Source organism: Acetobacterium sp. UBA5834, from assembly GCF_002435675.1.
GTDB lineage: Bacteria > Bacillota > Clostridia > Eubacteriales > Eubacteriaceae > Acetobacterium > Acetobacterium wieringae.
Genome location: NZ_DJGY01000050.1, coordinates 1 through 18,273 on the forward strand (window position 1 = coordinate 1; position 18,273 = coordinate 18,273).

17 protein-coding genes are annotated in these 18,273 nt (G+C 45.5%); 6 read left to right on the forward strand and 11 right to left on the reverse strand.

Annotated features, from left to right (window positions below; genetic code table 11):
• On the forward strand, positions 1 to 637 hold a 637-nt coding region (locus B3F51_RS10145), incomplete at its 5' end, for a GTP-binding protein (protein ID WP_286946884.1).
• Between the two features lie 79 nt (positions 638 to 716).
• Positions 717 to 1,289 carry a hypothetical protein gene (locus B3F51_RS10150; protein WP_070369769.1) on the forward strand — a complete coding sequence of 191 codons (573 nt, stop codon included), beginning with the start codon at positions 717 to 719 and terminating at the stop codon, positions 1,287 to 1,289.
• A 186-nt stretch (positions 1,290 to 1,475) separates the two neighbouring features.
• Here B3F51_RS10150 and B3F51_RS10155 read toward each other — a convergent pair whose 3' ends face one another.
• The 9 genes from B3F51_RS10155 to B3F51_RS10195 all read right to left on the reverse strand — a co-directional run bounded on the left by B3F51_RS10155 (position 1,476) and on the right by B3F51_RS10195 (position 11,265).
• On the reverse strand, positions 1,476 to 2,618 hold the full coding sequence (locus tag B3F51_RS10155) for a GGDEF domain-containing protein (protein WP_286946885.1): 1,143 nt from the start codon (positions 2,616 to 2,618) through the stop codon (positions 1,476 to 1,478).
• A gap of 234 nt (positions 2,619 to 2,852) precedes the next feature.
• A complete protein-coding gene (gene glmS / locus B3F51_RS10160) occupies positions 2,853 to 4,676 on the reverse strand; it encodes a glutamine--fructose-6-phosphate transaminase (isomerizing) (protein WP_286946887.1) in 1,824 nt (607 codons plus the stop codon).
• Between the two features lie 327 nt (positions 4,677 to 5,003).
• Positions 5,004 to 6,341, reverse strand: coding sequence for a phosphoglucosamine mutase (gene glmM, locus B3F51_RS10165; RefSeq protein WP_148637677.1), 1,338 nt, complete (start codon positions 6,339 to 6,341; stop codon positions 5,004 to 5,006).
• 73 nt (positions 6,342 to 6,414) lie between these two features.
• Positions 6,415 to 7,458 (reverse strand): tRNA 2-thiouridine(34) synthase MnmA, encoded by a 1,044-nt coding sequence (gene mnmA / locus B3F51_RS10170; protein WP_286807575.1) that lies wholly within the window; start codon positions 7,456 to 7,458, stop codon positions 6,415 to 6,417.
• A gap of 23 nt (positions 7,459 to 7,481) precedes the next feature.
• Entirely contained in the window at positions 7,482 to 8,246 is a 765-nt protein-coding gene (locus B3F51_RS10175) for a cobalamin biosynthesis protein CobQ (protein WP_070369763.1), read from the reverse strand.
• Positions 8,246 to 9,601: a Mur ligase family protein gene (locus B3F51_RS10180; protein WP_286946888.1), complete on the reverse strand. Its 1,356-nt coding sequence runs from the start codon at positions 9,599 to 9,601 to the stop codon at positions 8,246 to 8,248. The genes B3F51_RS10175 and B3F51_RS10180 overlap by 1 nt, the downstream gene beginning before the upstream one ends.
• 29 nt (positions 9,602 to 9,630) lie before the next feature.
• Complete coding sequence (locus B3F51_RS10185) at positions 9,631 to 10,671, reverse strand: potassium channel family protein (RefSeq protein WP_286946889.1); 1,041 nt, start codon at positions 10,669 to 10,671, stop codon at positions 9,631 to 9,633.
• Positions 10,672 to 10,683: 12 nt separating this feature from the next.
• Positions 10,684 to 10,947 (reverse strand): GIY-YIG nuclease family protein, encoded by a 264-nt coding sequence (locus B3F51_RS10190; protein ID WP_286946891.1) that lies wholly within the window; start codon positions 10,945 to 10,947, stop codon positions 10,684 to 10,686.
• Between the two features lie 150 nt (positions 10,948 to 11,097).
• Entirely contained in the window at positions 11,098 to 11,265 is a 168-nt protein-coding gene (locus B3F51_RS10195; protein ID WP_070369760.1) for a zinc-ribbon domain-containing protein, read from the reverse strand.
• Positions 11,266 to 11,499: 234 nt separating this feature from the next.
• Between B3F51_RS10195 and B3F51_RS10200 the strand changes: the two genes are divergently transcribed.
• The 4 genes from B3F51_RS10200 to B3F51_RS10215 all read left to right on the forward strand — a co-directional run bounded on the left by B3F51_RS10200 (position 11,500) and on the right by B3F51_RS10215 (position 16,174).
• Positions 11,500 to 12,606 carry an aminopeptidase gene (locus B3F51_RS10200; RefSeq protein ID WP_286946892.1) on the forward strand — a complete coding sequence of 369 codons (1,107 nt, stop codon included), beginning with the start codon at positions 11,500 to 11,502 and terminating at the stop codon, positions 12,604 to 12,606.
• 88 nt (positions 12,607 to 12,694) lie between these two features.
• A complete protein-coding gene (locus B3F51_RS10205) occupies positions 12,695 to 14,365 on the forward strand; it encodes a glutamine--tRNA ligase/YqeY domain fusion protein (protein WP_148637673.1) in 1,671 nt (556 codons plus the stop codon).
• A gap of 47 nt (positions 14,366 to 14,412) precedes the next feature.
• Positions 14,413 to 15,720, forward strand: coding sequence for a phenylacetate--CoA ligase family protein (locus tag B3F51_RS10210; RefSeq protein WP_070369758.1), 1,308 nt, complete (start codon positions 14,413 to 14,415; stop codon positions 15,718 to 15,720).
• Positions 15,721 to 15,730: 10 nt separating this feature from the next.
• Positions 15,731 to 16,174: an ACT domain-containing protein gene (locus tag B3F51_RS10215; RefSeq protein ID WP_070369757.1), complete on the forward strand. Its 444-nt coding sequence runs from the start codon at positions 15,731 to 15,733 to the stop codon at positions 16,172 to 16,174.
• An 84-nt stretch (positions 16,175 to 16,258) separates the two neighbouring features.
• On the opposite strand, the gene B3F51_RS10220 is transcribed toward B3F51_RS10215, so the two are convergent.
• Both B3F51_RS10220 and B3F51_RS10225 read right to left on the reverse strand, forming a co-directional pair.
• Entirely contained in the window at positions 16,259 to 16,873 is a 615-nt protein-coding gene (locus B3F51_RS10220) for a V-type ATP synthase subunit D (protein WP_148637672.1), read from the reverse strand.
• An 8-nt stretch (positions 16,874 to 16,881) separates the two neighbouring features.
• Positions 16,882 to 18,264, reverse strand: a complete 1,383-nt coding sequence (locus B3F51_RS10225) for a V-type ATP synthase subunit B (protein WP_070369755.1) — start codon at positions 18,262 to 18,264, stop codon at positions 16,882 to 16,884.
• Positions 18,265 to 18,273 lie beyond the last annotated feature (9 nt).

Genomic DNA, 18,273 nt, shown 5'->3' on the forward strand with positions numbered 1-18,273 from the left:
TGTGGCGTTTTGCAAACGCCTAAAAGTTATTGTATTAGGAGGATTTCTGGGCTCCGGCAAAACCAGTGTATTACTGCAGCTGGCTGAGTTTTTGGTTGCCAGATCTTTAAATAATGAGAATACCACTCCGGTGGTGATTGTCGAAAATGAAATTGGCGGCTCCGGGGTAGACAACCTGCTGCTGGAAAATCAGGGGCTGACTGTTAAAAATCTTTTTGCGGGCTGTGCCTGCTGTACGTCGTCGGCCCAGTTGGAGGATACAGTTTCGTACCTGAAAAAAGAATTTGATCCCCAATGGCTGGTTATCGAAGCCACCGGACTGGCCTATCCCGATAAGATCAAACAAACGATTGAAGATGCCTTTCTCGTGGAAACTGAGATTATCACCATCATAGATGCTAAGCGATGGTTCCGTTTAATCGCTGCCATGGAACCCTTTGTTTCCGGTCAGCTGGAAAACGCCAGCAGTGTTTTGATTAATAAAGTCGATACGGTGGATGAACAAAAGGTTCAGAGCGTCATCGAAAGCATTCAAACTTATAATAAAAAGCTCCCCTGCTATCCCATCTCCGCCATCATCAAGATCCCTGATGATTTCTGGGAAAGACTACTTGATCAGCGGTTAATCGCATTATAACAGCCGATTATTTTAAAAGTAACCAACGCTATTTGTTGAATTATATGGCTCAACATTGTATTGAGTTGAAAGGAAAAAAATGAAAAACGAACATCAGCACCAACATCCCCACCTCGAACAAGACGAGATACGCTGTTCCTGTGACCAAGATCATGATCACAGCAAAAGACAATATGCTCACCCGGACGAGCCCTGCTCCTGCGGCCATGATCACCATGAACACCAAAACCATCATTCCCATCAGGAAGAGTCCTATATCTGTGGACACGATCATGACAAGCATGAAATCCATGAACATCTGCGCCCTAAAACTAACCTTGGTGATCTTTCAATTACCCACCACGAAAATGCCATAATTATTTCCGCAGAGCGTGAAATCAGCGGTGAGTATCTGCCAATAAAAGAAGCCATCGCTGTTGGTTTAAACGGCCTGGCGGACTGGGTTGAAAGCCAGAACGGACTGGTTGGCCACATCAAAACCCATCTCACCGAAAAAGGAAAAAGCGCCATTCTTTCCACCACTGGTGATGGGGTTCAAGTTAACGAAGTTTATCATCCGAAGGTAATACTGAATCTTGCCGTGATTGTCTTTGCTGTCGATGAAGCCGATCTTGCCAATCAGGTATTAACGATACTAAATAAACTGTATTAATAAAAAACCATAAACACCTGAATTATTGGTGTTTATGGTTTTTTGAAAAAGAGTATGTTTGTTTAACTCCGACAGTCGCCTCAATTCTTCCATTATAGCCTCCTTAGCGACTCGTGAAAAAAATACATACCCGTATTTTGGTTTCTCTACCACTATATGATCATTTCAATTCTGCAAGTGTATTACTTAAACGCTAATGTTCTTCTTCATCGCCTTTTCAACATACATCAGACGATCTAATTCTCCAAAAAACTCACTAAGATTCTCTTCTCTTTCAGGAAAAAACATCCCACTACCACTGCTGACACTCAATTTATAGCGTTCTTGCGTCTGCTTATTAAAGTTATCCATATTTTCCTTCAGCCGCTCCAAAAGCCCATCGATTTCCTTTTGATCATCCACTTCCAGCACCACTACAAATTCATCACCTCCGATTCGGGCGATAAAATCAGTGTTTCGAAAACTCTTCCTCAAAATTTCGCTCATGTTGATCAAAGCACGATCCCCGGCATTATGACCAAAGTTGTCATTTATTTCTTTAAAACGATCCAGATCCAACATAAATCCAGCCAGTTGTTTCTTCTTCGAATGCCAGTTCATCCAATCTTCCAGATAGTAATCGAACTCCCGTCGGTTATAAAGCCCTGTTAGATGATCCGTATTCATAGTCCGGGACTGAATAAAAATATAAATGGTCAACAGCGAAATAGTCAGCGCCGGCCAGGTAATTGCCAGACCATATATCAATGCCTGAATAATCCCCGCCAGAAACGGCGGTAGCGCAAAAAAGAGCAACGGCAGAAGATCCCGCTGGCGGATGCGGTTGCGATTCCATAAGATCATCACAAATGATAAAAAAATATAAAAATAACAGCAGATTGGCACCATTACAAACAGCGGTCCCCGCTGATAGACATTATCGGCACCAAAATAAAACAGCCATCCGGTAAAAATGCTGGCGATTGATAAAATACTATTGAGATAAACAGGTAGCAGAGCCACAGCAACGAGTTTTTTTAACCGCTTTTCGCTGCGGTGGATTGTGTAATGAACATAAGCCATCCAGAATAAACTGGGAAGCGGATTTAAAAGATAATAAATCAGTGTCAATAGTATCAGTAAAAAATGAATCGGTTGCCCCGCCAGACCATATAGACTAATTCCGATGCTGTCCAGAATCAGAATTGCCATGACTACTTTTAACATGATCAAAAAAAACCGGTTGCTGGCATTTGTCAGATCAGCCCGTTTTCTAAAATTCACAAAAATAATACTCAAAATGATCAACGCATATATATTTGCCTGCAAGGTATAAACCAATAGATTCATCTGTTTACTCCTTTTCGATAATCACATTGCACTATCTCCTACAATAGCACAGGAATTCAAAAAAGTCGATGTAATGATGTTACCTATTTGGCAATAATATTGTTGCGGGAAAAATCGGGGATTCTCAAGAAAAAAGGGGCTTTTGCAAAATAGCGAATAAGCTATAGTGCAAAAGCTCCCTTGTGCGTAGCATACAGTATTAAATACCTTCCTTAATTATTTTTAAATTTGTTTTTACTCCACCGTCACACTCTTAGCCAGATTTTTTGGCTTATCGACATCACAGCCTCGGGCAACCGCCAGATAATAAGCCAACAGCTGCAGATACACAATGGTGGGAATGGCGGTGATATCATCGTCCATCTCCGGAATCACCCAGACCTCATCCACCTCCGAAGCAATATCTTCGTGACCGGCCTGAACAATCGCCAGAACGTGAGCACCCCGGGCCTTAACTTCTTTGATATTGCTGAGCATTTTTTCGAACACATTTTCCTGAGTACAGACGGCTACCACGATGGTACCCTCCTCAATCAGGGCAATCGGGCCGTGTTTGAGTTCCCCGGCGGCATAGGCTTCAGAATGAATATAGGAAATTTCCTTAAGTTTTAGTGAACCTTCCATGCTGGTATACAAGTCCACCCCTCGTCCCATATAAAAAAGATCACTGATCTGATAATTTTTATCAGCAAATGCTTTAATCATGTCCTGGCTTTCCAGTGCTTTTTCAATTAGTTCTGGTGTCATCATCAACCCATGACAAATCCGGGCGGCATCTTCTTTGTTCATTTTCCCATTGAGATTTCCCAAAAATGAGGCCAGAAGCATCATACAACCAACCTGGGTGACATACGCCTTGGTCGATGCCACGGCGATTTCTGGTCCGGCATTGGTATAAATGACGTCATCGGCTTCCCGGGCAATGGAACTGCCGACCACATTGGTCACCGCCAAAACCCAGGCCCCCCGTTCTTTGGCCAGGCGGATTGCTGCCAGGGTATCGGCGGTTTCGCCGGATTGACTGATGACAATCAGCAGGGTATTTTCATCGACAATCGGATTTTTATAGCGATACTCCGAAGCAGCTTCGGTTTCCACGCTGATCCGGGCAAATTTTTCAAAATAATACTTGCCCACCATTCCGGCATGGTAAGCGGTGCCACAAGCGACAATCTGAATCCGGTTGATCTTTTTCATCATCTCGGCATTAAGTTTCAACCCGGCAAAGGATGCCCCATTTTCACAGCAACGCCCCATTAAAGCTTCCATCATGGCCTTGGGTTGTTCGACCATTTCTTTCATCATAAAATGATCAAAGCCGCCTTTTTCAGCATCCCCGGGATCCCAATCAACGACAAAAACCTCTTTTTGAATCGTGTTGCCAGCGCTGTCCATAACCTGAATATGGTTCGCTGTCAGTACTGCCATTTCGCCGTTATCCAGCAGGTAGACTTCCCGGGTATAGTTAAGAATCGCGGGAATATCCGAAGCGATAAAGTTTTCGCCATCACCCAGTCCGACAATCAAGGGACTATCTTTACGGACAGCCACAATCTTATCCGGCTCGTTGGCACACAGAACCGCCAGGGCATAGGAGCCGCTCATCCGCTGTAAGGCAATTTGAATGGTTTCGACAAGGTCACCAGTATACAGTTCATTCAGCAGATGGGCAATCACTTCCGTATCGGTATCCGAAATGAAAACATGCCCGACCGCCTGAAGCTCATCTTTCAATGTCATATAATTTTCGATGATGCCATTGTGAACCACCGAGATTTCTTTATTGACACTGCAATGGGGGTGGGCATTGGCATCAGAGGGTACCCCATGGGTTGCCCAACGGGTATGACCGATACCGACCTGGCCGGAAAGCGGTGTTTTATCCAGTACATCTTCCAGATTTTTGAGCCGCCCTTTTTTCTTTTCCACCCGGATCATTTCATTTTCCAGGGTCGCAATTCCGGCCGAGTCATAGCCTCGGTACTCCAACCGGGAAAGACCATTAATTAGCACTTCTTGTGCCTGTTTATCGCCGATATAACCTACAATTCCACACATTTTTTCACCTATATTTCTTTTTTATGCCATCTCTGTCCCAAAGATCGCTCTTTGGTTTTAAATGACAATTCTCCAGGGCATCCGCCGAATTTTCGATACTCCCTGACCTCGTCAACTCAATTTCTGTGTGGACCATCACTTGAGTTCTGGCGCTTCTTGGCAGTCTTTGGTTACGGTCCATTAGTTTTATACCCAAAAACATACTGAGTTATTCTACCATAAAAGTCCTTTCAACACAAAGAAATGAGGGACAAAGCCCTCATTTCTTAAATTATTTTTAATTTTTAACCTCGTTGTTTTGGTTCGATAATAATTTCTTTTCAAATTTCAGCAGCCTAAGCGCTGTTCAATTAATACTGCCAGCTCACTGGCGATGGTGGTTAATTCATTTTGATCCTGTCCCTCAATCATCACCCGTACTAGTGGTTCGGTTCCTGATGGCCGAATCAGCACCCGTCCCTGCCCGTGAAAATGAGCTTCCACTTCCTGAATCCGTCTTTGAATCTCCGCATCATTCAGATAATCCAGTTTCTTTTTATTTTCGACTCTGGCATTAACCAGGATCTGAGGATAAACCGTCATTAAATTATTCAGGGCTTTGGCATCCCGGCCATCCTGTTTTAACAATTCCAATAAGATCATGGCCGTAAGCATCCCATCTCCAGTGGTATTATGATCCAGCAGAATCAGGTGTCCGGACTGTTCGCCGCCCAGATTATAATCGCCGGCAACCATCGCTTCAAGAACATACCGATCGCCGACATCCGTCTTGACGGTTTTACACCCGGCGGCATTTAAGGCCAGATCCAGGCCGATATTGCTCATCACAGTGACCACAACCGTGTCTTTCTTCAAAGTATTGGCGGCCTTCATCGAAGATCCGATCAGATTCATAATTTTGTCACCATCGATGATCGCACCCACATTATCAACTGCCAGACAGCGATCCGCATCACCATCAAAAGCAATCCCAATATCGGCTTTTTCATCCACTACCCGGTGCTGCAAGGGCTGTAAATGGGTCGATCCGCAACCGGCATTAATATTCTTGCCATCAGGCTGATCCCCGATCACAACCACATCGGCACCAAGGCTACGAAAAAACGCCGGAGCGATGGCATAGGCGGCCCCATTGGCACAGTCCATCACTACCTTGAGTCCAGAAAAATCACTTTTTACTGCCTGTTTAATGTGGTTTAGATAGAGGTCTTCCGGTTTTTCCAGTTGACTGATCCTGCCACCCCCTTTTAATTCAACTGCCTGTTTTTCCAGAACGATGGTTTCAATTTCGTCTTCCACTGCATCTGGCAGTTTGAATCCCAGACCATCAAAAAATTTGATCCCGTTAAATTGAAAGGGGTTGTGGGAAGCCGAAATTACTACCCCAGCATCAGCTTGGATTTCTCGGGTAATCACTGCTATAGCAGGGGTTGGTAGAACGCCAACCAATATTGCTTCACCGCCCACTGCTACAATTCCCCGGGCCAGAGCCTGTTCCAGAGCGTTTCCGGATTCCCGGGTGTCCATGCCAATGACAATTTTGGGCCGATGCGCATTTCTTCCCAGAACGCTGGCTCCGGCCTGACCCAATCCATAAGCCAGATCCAATGTCAATTCTTTTTCATATACACCACGAACGCCATCAGTACCAAATAATTTTCCCATCTATGTAAAACTCCTTAGTCTTTTTCTTTTGCTTAAAATTTGCTGGCCTCATTATAACCTAAAGCGATTTATTTTAAAACCGTTTTATGATGCCACCACCGAGAACCTGCCGACCCTTAAAAAAAACCAGAGCCTGACCGGGTGCCGGAGCCCGAACCGGAACCTGACTGTGAACGATGGCCTGAGTTCCCGAAAGTCGTTCGATCCGGCCCTCATACTCGTGGCCCCAGCGGCAGGTTTTAAAGGTGAAGCCTGTTTCCGGCAGACCCTCGGGCGATTGAATAACCAACGCATCCACCAGAATACGGTTTTGATACAAATTCTGTTCTTCATCCAACACCACCGTATTGGTGGCTGGGATCACCTCAACTACTGCCAGCCGATGACTGCTGTTAATCCCCAAGCCCCGGGTTTGACCCGGAGTAAAATGATGAATGCCGGGGTGTTTCCCCAGTATTTTACCCGTTGTATCCACAAAATTACCAGGGGCTGTCGGATTATTTCCAAACACAGCCTCCTTGAGAAACAAACCATGGCCCTTTTTAGGGATAAAACAAATGCCCTGGCTTTCTGCACCCTGGGCAAGCTCTGGCAATAAACTCAAAATTTCTTTTCGTACTTCATCTTTGGATGTGACCGCATTCAGCGGAAATAATAAACGCCCCAGGATTTCCTGCTCCAGATGATATAAAAAATAGGACTGATCTTTATGGGGATTGGCACTGGCCCAGAGCTGATATGCCCCCTCATGCTGGCGAACTTCGGCATAATGGCCGGTGGCTATCATGGCGTCGCCATTGATGGTAGCAAAATCACGAAGCAGCTTAAACTTCATGTTCTGATTGCATAACAGACAGGGATTAGGAGTTTCTCCCCGTTGATAGCCCGCTACAAAGGGATCAATCACTTTTTTCTGGAACTCATTTTGAGCCTCCAATACATGGTGTTCAATATCCATTTTTTCCGCCACCATTCTGGCGGCATTAATGGTTGTTTCGGCATTTAAAAAATTAAAGGTTACGCCAATTACCTCGTAACCTTCACTTTGTAACCGATAAGCGGAGGCAGCACTGTCGATGCCACCGCTTAATCCAATAATGACTTTTTTTCTGTTCACACTTTTTTCCTTATGATTTTATACTAACGTTCACTGATGCGCTTTAGCCGGGTTTCTTTTTTATTGATATGAACCATTTTGCTTTTTTGTGACTTCAACTCGAGGCTGTTATCCCGGTGTTCGTCCCAAACTGGCCAGGTTTTATTGACTTCAATCAAATTGATGATTTCTTCGGTGAGCCAGGGGTTGCAAACCAGAACCGGGCCCAGGGTGTTGGTAAAAATCCCTTTGCCGCTGATCACCCCTTCAAACTTCGTCTTGCCGTTATTGCCGTAGCCATACTTAAGCCGTCCAAATGGCGACTCTTCTTTAATATCCAGATCGATCATTTGGATCTGACTACCGATCATTTCCATTTCCTTGCCATTGTACTGACAGGTGTAATACAGATCATCGCCGTACACGGCGTGATTCTCACGGGCTTCAATCTCAATGATCCCCAGTCCAATAATCTCGGACTGATCATCCCGCTTTATCGTTTCCCCAAACAGTGCTACGGTGGTGCCGGTCACCAACATCGGTCGGGTTTCAATATAGGCCATCAGTTCGTTTCGATGCGGTTCCAGATAGGCTGCCACCGCCTCAAAATGCTCAATTTCACCCGGTGGACAAAACAGAAAATCAAAATCAAGCGGGTTAAAGGTCTCTGTGTCCAAGTTAATTTGGGTAACCTCAACCTGGTAGCCCCGTCTTTTTGCCTCGGCCTGAATCGCCAGCAGATTACCCCGATCGCCATGAAGGTTAAACATATTATTAAAAAGCCAGCCAACTTTTATGGTCTGTTCCATTAGTTCTGTCCTCCTTCAATGAATTTTTTCATCTTTTCAAAGGTAGAAATCCAGGTGATCAAATAAATATTATCGGTTTCGGCCTTGTCGATTTCGGCAAATATTTCACTGATGTTGTCACTGTCCATGATCGTGATCACTTCTTTTGAAACCCCATCATAAACCAGTCGATTGGCGGTATCATAAGCAACATGCTCAGAGAAACACAGGTATCGCTCCACATTGGAGTCTACCAACGGTTTAAAATCACAGTCAAAGGCGTAAAAGGTATTGATGTAATGGGGAACAAAATCATTGACTACATACAAACCCAGAGCCACCATTTTTTTACTTTTGTCTGATGCCATAATATTTAAGGCACTCTGGAGGGTATCGGGATTTTCCTGTTTAATCCGCATATATTTAATGGTTTTATTTTTGTAGGTCAAGACCTCAAAGCGACCACCGATATTTTTAAAATTTTCAAAGGCTCGGGCTGCGGCTGCCGGTGTAATCCCACAAAGCGCATCGCAAACGGCCAATGCTCCGGCATAATTATAAAACATAAAGGGCAGATCATAGGGCATATTAAAGACCACATCCTTTAATTTGAAGGTATTATCTTTAAAGTTAAGCGCAGTAACCAAATAGTCCGGTGTGCTTTTGCTGGCAAACCCACAAAAATCGCAGGCAAAAGCGCCAATGCTGTCGACATTGTAATAATCAAAACGCAGATCGTGATGGCATTTGGGACACGCCTGGGTGGGGTAATCCCCACCCTTTACGAAGGATTCATCATGGCGGGATACGCTGTAATAAATCGAACGACGGGCGACTTCCTCGAAAAATCGGGATCGCGGTTCTTCGTTATTGAGGATCAGGGTCATCCTGGGATTGACCACCTCTTTTAACTTGCGGATAATAAAATCCGGATCCCCATTTCTCTGGACCTGATCTTTTTGAAGGTTGGTGATCAGCATATTTTCGGCAGGTAATTGGGCGTAAATTAACGGCAGATAGCGTTCATCGGTTTCAAAAATATAGAAGTCGGCCTTGAGTTTCCCTGACAAGCTGGCTTCTTTGGCCAGACTTGTGGCTATCCCCCCCAAGAGGTTGGCACCTTCCAGATTGGAAACAATTTTTTTACCATTCTGCTTTAATATATGCGTTAGCAGATTGGTGGTCGACGATTTCCCATTGGTTCCGGTAATAAATACGACCTTGGAATAATCAATATTTTTAAAATGTTTGACAAAATCCGGGTCGATTGCCAACGCCTTCTCCCCGGGAAGGTTGGTTCCCCGCCCCTTGCTGACAAGTTTAATGGCAATCCCCATTAATTTTGCCAACCATAATGCAAAATAAAATTTCATCATTAATAACCTTTCTTCTTAGTAATTGACTGTTAAAGCTCTTTATTTTTCAGTTTTTCATGTATCACTGAAATCATGCTTCGGCGCTCATTATGTTCATTCTGATCTGACGGCGCATCGTTATCCTGACTTTTTCCTTCCATACCCTGATTCCAGCTCATCTGGGCGGCTCCGGCAACCACCGCACCGACAAAGCAGGCGGTACTGAACATACTGGCCAAACCAATAACCATAGCCACCAGTTCGCCGTAAATAATGCCATTAAAACGAACCGGATGAATATCCCCATAGCCGATGGTGGCAAAGGAAATCACCATATAATAGAGCATGTCAAAGGCATCCAGGGCTCGGTCTGAATTCGCTGCGTAAAAACCGGAATTGATTTTAAAACAGTTATAGACCATCAGATAAAGGATACTCATTTCACTGACAACCAGTACCAGCATCCCTTTTAGAATACTGGCGGTTTCGTGATATTTCCGCCTTTTGGAAACGGAACTGCGGATCAGGGTAGGGTTGGCGATTGCCCGGATCATCACCGAGAAACAGAGCATCAGGGCAAAAGACAGTCCCAACAAGCCCAGCGGCAGGCTCGGCGGTGAGATAAAGTTGGCAAACAGCACAAAATAATGACCCAGGACCAGATAAAAGATCAGATCCATAAAGCGGGAGACAATAATATCCTGAAACTGATCGATTTTCATAAAAAGGTGTTGCACTAAAAATACGATGATAATAAAAACGGCAAAGCTTCCTAAAATTCCAATCAGTTCGCTGAACAGTATTCGGTGATGCAGCGACACCACCAATAACGAGATCACCAACAAAACACCAGTGACCATGAGAATTCCCTGATATTCATAATTGACAATCAATTTTACCAGAAAACGTCGAACTGGTTTAATCTTTTTTGTTTTGTTCTGCTTTACCTCAGAAATAATGCGTTCTTTGTTGTAGAACAGAAACAATTCAAATAAAAAAAGCAGAAGAATGAACAAATCATAGATAATAATAATGGCGTTACCATTCGCAAGGGTTTCGTAAACTGGGATTTCATTGACAAAGGGATTCATCTGAAAACTCCTTTACTTTTTTGATTCATGGTTCTTTATCAACTCTAATTTCTTCGCCTTTGACATTTTCTTGATGGCCGCTTCACGACTGAGGGCTTCTGACCGGGTGGTCAGCGTTTCCCAATAAACCAGCGTGACAGGCAACCGTCCCCGGGTATATTTTGCACCGGTTCCCGCATTATGGGCCTTGATTCGAGCTTCGATCTGAGTGGTCCACCCAGTATAAAGGGTGTCATCACTACATTTTACGATATAAACGTGAGCCTTGTCTATCATTTGTTTTTCTTTCTCTCCGTTTCATTAAGAAATCTGTTTACGCGTCAATCGACTACTCATATCATTTGGTTGGATCAATTCTCAGGCTTTCCAAATCAACAAGAAAAAAAGATCCCTATAAGGGATCTTCATTGTTTTTTTTAGAAATTCCTAGAAGTTGCTGTTTCTTGGTCTTCTAGTTTGTTTTCTTTTTGTTCGACATTCACGACATCTTTTTGGTTCATTGTCAAAACCTTTTTCCTGGTAGAATTCTTGTTCACCTACAGTAAATACAAATTCTTCGCCACAATCTTGACAAACTAAAGTTCTGTCTTCCATGAGTACCTCCACTTAATTTTAATGTACAGGATCTGATTATTCTTTGTTAAATGGAGCATGGACAATTTTGTCTGAATGTTGTTACCATTTATGAACTTGTAATCATTAACTATACTATCGTTATTATACAATGTTCGTTTACATTTGTCACCTGTTTTTTTATTTTTTTATTGAGTTAAATTCTTTTTTCGGATATATTTAACTCATACAATTTCAATTATAAGGAGATAAACCATGAGAGATCATCGACTGATAAAATATGCCCAAACCCTGGTCAATTACTCCCTTTATGTTAAGCCAAAGGAGTGGGTTGTGATCCGCGGATCTGACCTGGCCATGCCACTGATAAAAGAGTGCTACCGGGAGGTTTTGAAAGCCGGAGCCCACCCCACAGTCATGCTAACCCCGGAAGGTCTTTCGGAGATTCTTCTAAAAGAAGGCAGCGACGAACAACTGAAGTTTAATGCGCCGATGATGATGGAGGTTTATGCCAAAGCCGATAAGATTCTAAACATTCTAGGGGATCATAACCTCAAGTCGTTATCAAATATTCCCAGTGAACGAATCGCACTGCAGCGCCGTTTTGGCGCACCAATCACCCAAATTTACAATGACCGGGTAGCCCGGGGTGAAATGGATTGGACGCTGTGCCTCTACCCCACCGAAAGCGGTGCCCAGGAAGCAAACATGTCGCTGTCTGACTATGAAGAATTCGTTTTTTCTGCCTGTCTCCTAAATGGTGAGAATCCTATTGCCGCCTGGCAAAAAATCCATGACGAGCAGGAAGCCATGGTTACCTATTTAAACACGAAAACCAGCTTCCATGTGATGGCCAACGGTACCGACCTGACGCTTCGTACCGAAAACCGGATCTGGATCAATTCCGATGGTCACCACAATTTTCCCAGCGGCGAAGTCTTTACTGCACCGGTAAAGGAAAGCGTCAACGGAACCATTCGTTTCACCTTTCCCGGTATTTACAGTGGTCAGGAAATTGAAGATATCCAACTGACCTTCGCGGACGGCCGGGTTGTTACGGCCAGCGCCAAACGGGGCGAAGCCTTGCTTCACGCCCTGCTTGACACCGATGCTGGCTCCCGCTATGTTGGCGAGTTTGCCATTGGCACGAATTACGGAATCACCAAATTTACCAAAAACATGCTGTTTGACGAAAAAATCGGCGGCACCATTCATCTGGCCCTGGGCAAATCCTACCCGGAATGCGGCCCGATTAACGATTCGATGCTTCACTGGGACATGCTCTGTGACATGAAGGACGGCGGGGCAATCTATGCCGACGGGGAGCTTTTTTATCAGAACGGTGTCTTTCTAAAAAAATAGCCCGCTTTTTACTTTACCACCAGTCAATTTATTGTAATAAAGCTGGCTTTATGGTATTATTGGCAAATATAATCTCAGGAGGAAATTAATGGAGCCCATAGAAAAAAAGACGAATTTTATCACCAATGCCATCGATCAGGATATTGCCGACAAGGTTTATAAAAATGATCGCGTTCACACCCGCTTTCCCCCCGAACCAAACGGCTATTTACATATAGGTCATGCCAAAGCCTCACTACTTAATTACCGGATTGCCAAGCAGTATCATGGAAAATTCAATCTCCGCTTTGATGATACCAACCCCATCAAAGAGGAGCTCGAATTTGTCGATTCCATCAAGGAAGATCTCAGCTGGCTGGGGATCGATTGGGATGACCGGCTTTTTTTTGCCTCCAGCTATTTTGATAAAATGGCTGACTACGCCGTCGAACTGATCGGTAAGGGCCTGGCTTTTGTCGACCAGCTCTCAGCCGAAGAAATGCGGGCGTATCGGGGCACCCTGACTGAGCCCGGTAAGGAAAGCCCGTACCGCAACCGCCCGATCGAAGAAAACCTGCAGCTTTTTAAACAAATGAAGGCTGGCGAGCTACCGGAAGGTTCCCATATTCTGCGGGCCAAAATCGATATGGCCAGCCCCAACATGAATATGCGCGATCCGGCCATCTATCGGATTCTGCATACCAGCCACCACTCCACCAGCGAAGACTGGTATATTTATCCGATGTACGATTACGCCCATCCGATTGAGGATGCCTTAGAAGGGATTACCCACTCTCTCTGTACCCTGGAATTTGAAGATCACCGCCCCTTCTACGACTGGGTGCTGGCCAACATCGACGACTTCAAGAAAGAACCGCCCCGGCAAATCGAATTCGCAAAGCTCAATCTGACCAAAACCATTGTCGGCAAGCGCTTTTTAAAACAACTGGTGGAAGAAAAAATTGTCGATGGCTGGGATGATCCCCGTCTGGCCACCATCTCCGGCTTACGCCGCCGGGGCTTTACCCCTGAATCGATTCAGGCTTTTTGCGAAGCGATCGGTGTCGCTAAAACCAATAGCACTGTCGACATCGCCATGCTGGAACATTTTATCCGGGACGATTTAAAACTTAAAGCACCCCGTTTAATGGCCGTAATCGATCCCCTGAAGGTAACCATCACCAACTACCCGGAAAATCAAACTGAGTGGGTTGAGTTACCACTTAACCAGGAAAATGATCAAATGGGTTCCTATACCACCCCATTTAGCCGGGAAATCCTGATTGATCGCAGTGATTTTATGGAAATACCACCCAAAAAGTACTTCCGCCTCTTCCCCGGCAATGAGGTTCGCCTACGGGGTGCCTACTTTATCACCTGTCAGGAAGTAATAAAAGACGCCGACGGCCATGTCATTGAACTGAAATGCACCTACGACCCTGCCACCAAATCCGGTGCTGGCTGTGAGCGGAAGGTCAAAGGCACCATCCATTGGGTAGACGCCAGTCATGCCAGCGAAGTCGAACTTCACCTCTATGACTATCTGGTGGAGGATGATTCCGGCCTGACGAAAGATAATTTTCTGGAGCGAATCAATCCGAAATCTCTGGAAATTGTCAAAGCCTATATTGAACCGGAATTATTAAAGGCGCAACCCTATCAAAAATTTCAGTTCATCCGCAACGGATTTTTCTCCGTCGATCCCAAATATTCAACCCCGGAGGCTCCGGTATTTAACCAGATTGTCTCTTTAAAAAGTTCCTGGAAACCGACAAACTAAATGATATAAAATACTGGCAGCAAGCTGATTAGATGAGGGGAGAAGTTATGAAAATATGGTCTGATAAAGAAAAGATGTCCCGGGACGAGCTCCGGAAACTGCAGTTTAAGCGTTTAAAGAAAACGCTGAACCACGTTTATGAAAACGTGCCTTATTATCATGAAAAATTCAAAGCCGCCGGGGTTAAACCGGTGGATATCCGCACCCTGGAAGATATGCGGCTATTGCCGCTGACCACCAAGGAAGATCTCCGCAAAAATTATCCCTTTGGGCTCTTTGCCATGCCCAAAAATAAAATTGTCCGCTATCACGCCTCTTCCGGCACCACCGGCAAGCCAACCGTGGTCGGTTACACCAAACACGACATGAAGGTGTGGCGGGAAGTGATCGCCCGGATCGCCACCATGGGCGGCGTCACCGCTGACGATACCGCCCAGATCACCTTTGGCTTTGGCCTCTTTACCGGGGCCTTTGGTCTTCAGCAGGGGTTAGAAAAGATCGGCGCCGGGGTCATTCCGATGTCGGCCGGCAATACCCAGAAACAGATTATGATCATGCAGGATTTCCAATCCACCGTCCTGATCGGTACCCCATCCTATGCCCTGCATCTGGCCGAAGCCGCTCAGGAAATGGGGATTGATCCCAAAGAAGAGCTGTTTCTTAAATACGGCCTCTTTGGCGGCGAAGGTTCCACCGAAGAAATGCGGGCCAAACTCAATGAAGCCTGGGGCATCACCGCCACTGAAAACTACGGCATGAGCGAATTGATCGGCCCCGGCGTTTCCGGCGAGTGTCTGGCTTTTAAAGGGATGCACATCAATGAGGATCACTTTATTGCTGAAATCATCGACCCGGAAACCCTGGAGGTGCTGCCGGAAGGCGCAGTCGGCGAACTGGTCATCACCCCGATTACCAAAGAAGGGCTACCACTGATCCGTTACCGCACCAAGGACATCACAAGGCTCGATACCACGCCTTGTGATTGCGGTCGAACCTCAGCCCGGATGGCCAAGATCACCGGACGGACCGACGATATGTTAATCATCGGCGGCGTCAATGTCTTCCCCTCACAAATTGAAGGCGTTCTTTTGGGTATTAAAGGGATCGGTTCGAACTACCAAATTCGGGTCCTTAAAAAAGGCTATCTCGATCGGATCGAGATCGACGTCGAAGTGGTCAATCAGGATCTGCTGGTCTCAGTGACCCTGCTCGATCAGCTGTATAAAGAAATCCAGACCAAGCTGCACACGATCCTCGGGATTCACGCTGGTATCCACCTGGTTGAGCCCAAAAGTCTGGTGCGCTCCGAAGGCAAAGCCAAACGGGTCATCGATCTGCGATCTGAAGATTTATAGGAGGCAAACCATGCTAATTAGTCAATTGTCAGTCTTTATTGAAAATAAAAAAGGCCATCTAGCCAAGATCACCGGGGTCCTTAAAGATGCCCAGGTCGACATTCGGGCCATTTCCGTTTTTGACAGCGCCGAATTCGGTATTTTGCGGATCGTCGTCGATAAGCCCGAAGCAGGGGCCGAGGCGCTTAAAAAAGCTGGTCACGTTGTCAAGCAAAGCTATGTGCTGGCGGTTGATCCCTCCGACAAGGTCGGCAGCCTCCACGATGTCTTTGCCCTGCTTTCTGAAAATGACGTTAACATCGAATATGTCTACTCCTTCGTCATGCCGAATAACCAGGGTTCACCCCTGATTATTCTTAAAGCCGACGATCAGGAAAAAGCCATCGCCCTGTTGAGTGCTTCGGACTTTAACCTGATTCCCAAAGAAGCCGTTTATAACGTCCAGAAAGGCTGATCGCCCAACCCTGCACCGACATTCGATCGGTACGGGAGTTCAGCACCCAAAGCAAAAGCCGGAGCAATGCTCCGGCTTTGTTTTTTATCGTCTGTTTTTAACCTTTTTAAGCCGGAAAAACTCTTCCCGCTCTTTCTCTTCAATGGTATCCTGAATGTACTTAATTTCGGCCTTTAATCGGGGTATCTGGATCTTGTCCAGAGCGTTGGCACTTTTCTGGGTTTTTTTTATTTCCAGCGACAGTTTATAGGCCGTTGTTTCCACCTGCGCCAGCTGATAAGATAAATACTTGACATCGTTGAATTTCTTGATGGCAATATCCAGGGCCGGGTTATTTTCATTAAAACCAAAGGCCAGGTTTCGTTCACGCCGTTCCGTATAAATGACTTCGGGAATGTCAACCCCCATGACCCCCTTGGCCCGAATTTCAAAACCAATCTCCGGCGGAACTGAAAGGGCAAACTCTTCCAGGTGATTGAGGCCCATACTGATACAAACCTGCTGCAGGGCTTCATAGGCATCCCGAAACATCTGACCGATTTCTTTCTCGATCAACTCGGCTTCCTTGACCAGCTGCATGATTTCCTGAATTAAAATGGTTCTTTTTTTATCGAGCAGCTCATACCCTTTAATTGAAAATTTCAGCCGTCCCTTGGCTTTAATCAGATTCGCCTTGGTCGGGGTTATTTTAATGGCCATGACACCACCTATGCCTTCTTGGGAAAATACTTATCAATGTTTTCGGGACTGAGACGATCCAGTTCGGTCAGCGGCAACAGTGACAAGAGCTGCCAGCCGAGATCAAGGCTTTCAATAATATTTCGACCTTCATCAAAACCCTGATTAAGAAACTGTGCTTCAAAAGCCCGGCCAAATGCCATGTACTTTTTATCGGTAGGGCTTAAATCTTCTTCCCCAATAATCTGGGATAAATCTCTTACTTCCTGTACCTTGGAATATGAAGCGAACAACTGGTTGGCCACCTCGGCATGATCGCCCCGGGTAAAACCTTCCCCAATCCCATCTTTCATCAGCCGTGAAAGCGAGGGTAAAATAGCCACTGGCGGATAGATACTGCGCTGGAACAAATCTCTCCCAAGCACAATCTGACCTTCGGTGATATAACCGGTTAAATCCGGGATCGGATGGGTAATATCGTCATTAGGCATCGTCAATATCGGCAGGAAGGTAATCGAACCGACCTGGTCTTTTAGCATCCCGGCCCGTTCATAGAGCGAGGCCAGATCCGAATACATATAACCAGGATAGCCTTTCCGGCTGGGTACTTCTTCCCGGGCTGATGAGATTTCCCGAAGCGCTTCACAATAACTGGTGATATCCGTCATGACTACCAGAATGTGCATATGCTTTTCAAAGGCCAGGTATTCGGCGGCTGTCAGGGCACACCGGGGTGTCGTGACCCGCTCAGCGATGGGATCATCAGCATAGTTGACAAACATGACGACCCGATCCATAACATTGGCTTCATCAAAACTCTTCCTGAAAAACTTCTCGTCATCATGTTTAACGCCGATAGCCGCAAACACCACACCAAATTCTTCGTTGACATTATCACCCAGTCTGGCCTGACGCACAATCTGGGCCGCCAATTCATTGTGCGGTAAGCCATTGCCGGAAAAGATCGGCAGCTTTTGACCACGAATCAAGGTGGCTAGGGTATCGATGGAAGAAATCCCGGTTTGAATAAAATTACGGGGATATTCCCGGGACATCGGGTTAATCGGGCGGCCATTAATGTTGGCTTCAACCAAACTGAAGATATCACTGCCGTTATCAATCGGTTGACCAATGCCGTTAAAGATCCGTCCCTGCAAATCCAGGGACATCGGTAAATTAAATGCTTCCCCGGTAAACTTGATGATGCTGTTTCCGGCGGCTAAACCGGCGGTATTTTGAAATACCTGAATGATCACATTTTTTTCTTCAATTTTAATGACTTTTCCCTTTTTGATGTTGCCGGTGCTGATTTCGACAATATCAACCACTTCGCCGTAAAAGACGTCATCCACATCCGAAATCTGGATCAGGGGGCCAACGACTTTGTCGATTTGCAGATATTCTTTTTTCATGCTATTCCC

What these genes read in the sequence shown, in the direction of transcription:
- B3F51_RS10185 (WP_286946889.1), bottom strand. Translation starts at nt 10,671, where the DNA reads ATGAATCCCTTTGTCAATGAAATCCCAGTTTACGAAACCCTTGCGAAT.
- B3F51_RS10205 (WP_148637673.1), top strand. Translation starts at nt 12,695, where the DNA reads ATGGAGCCCATAGAAAAAAAGACGAATTTTATCACCAATGCCATCGAT.
- B3F51_RS10210 (WP_070369758.1), top strand. Translation starts at nt 14,413, where the DNA reads ATGAAAATATGGTCTGATAAAGAAAAGATGTCCCGGGACGAGCTCCGG.
- B3F51_RS10155 (WP_286946885.1), bottom strand. Translation starts at nt 2,618, where the DNA reads ATGAATCTATTGGTTTATACCTTGCAGGCAAATATATATGCGTTGATC.
- B3F51_RS10195 (WP_070369760.1), bottom strand. Translation starts at nt 11,265, where the DNA reads ATGGAAGACAGAACTTTAGTTTGTCAAGATTGTGGCGAAGAATTTGTA.
- B3F51_RS10175 (WP_070369763.1), bottom strand. Translation starts at nt 8,246, where the DNA reads ATGGAACAGACCATAAAAGTTGGCTGGCTTTTTAATAATATGTTTAAC.
- B3F51_RS10190 (WP_286946891.1), bottom strand. Translation starts at nt 10,947, where the DNA reads ATGATAGACAAGGCTCACGTTTATATCGTAAAATGTAGTGATGACACC.
- glmM (WP_148637677.1), bottom strand. Translation starts at nt 6,341, where the DNA reads ATGGGAAAATTATTTGGTACTGATGGCGTTCGTGGTGTATATGAAAAA.
- B3F51_RS10220 (WP_148637672.1), bottom strand. Translation starts at nt 16,873, where the DNA reads ATGGCCATTAAAATAACCCCGACCAAGGCGAATCTGATTAAAGCCAAG.
- B3F51_RS10150 (WP_070369769.1), top strand. Translation starts at nt 717, where the DNA reads ATGAAAAACGAACATCAGCACCAACATCCCCACCTCGAACAAGACGAG.
- B3F51_RS10200 (WP_286946892.1), top strand. Translation starts at nt 11,500, where the DNA reads ATGAGAGATCATCGACTGATAAAATATGCCCAAACCCTGGTCAATTAC.
- glmS (WP_286946887.1), bottom strand. Translation starts at nt 4,676, where the DNA reads ATGTGTGGAATTGTAGGTTATATCGGCGATAAACAGGCACAAGAAGTG.
- B3F51_RS10215 (WP_070369757.1), top strand. Translation starts at nt 15,731, where the DNA reads ATGCTAATTAGTCAATTGTCAGTCTTTATTGAAAATAAAAAAGGCCAT.
- B3F51_RS10225 (WP_070369755.1), bottom strand. Translation starts at nt 18,264, where the DNA reads ATGAAAAAAGAATATCTGCAAATCGACAAAGTCGTTGGCCCCCTGATC.
- B3F51_RS10180 (WP_286946888.1), bottom strand. Translation starts at nt 9,601, where the DNA reads ATGATGAAATTTTATTTTGCATTATGGTTGGCAAAATTAATGGGGATT.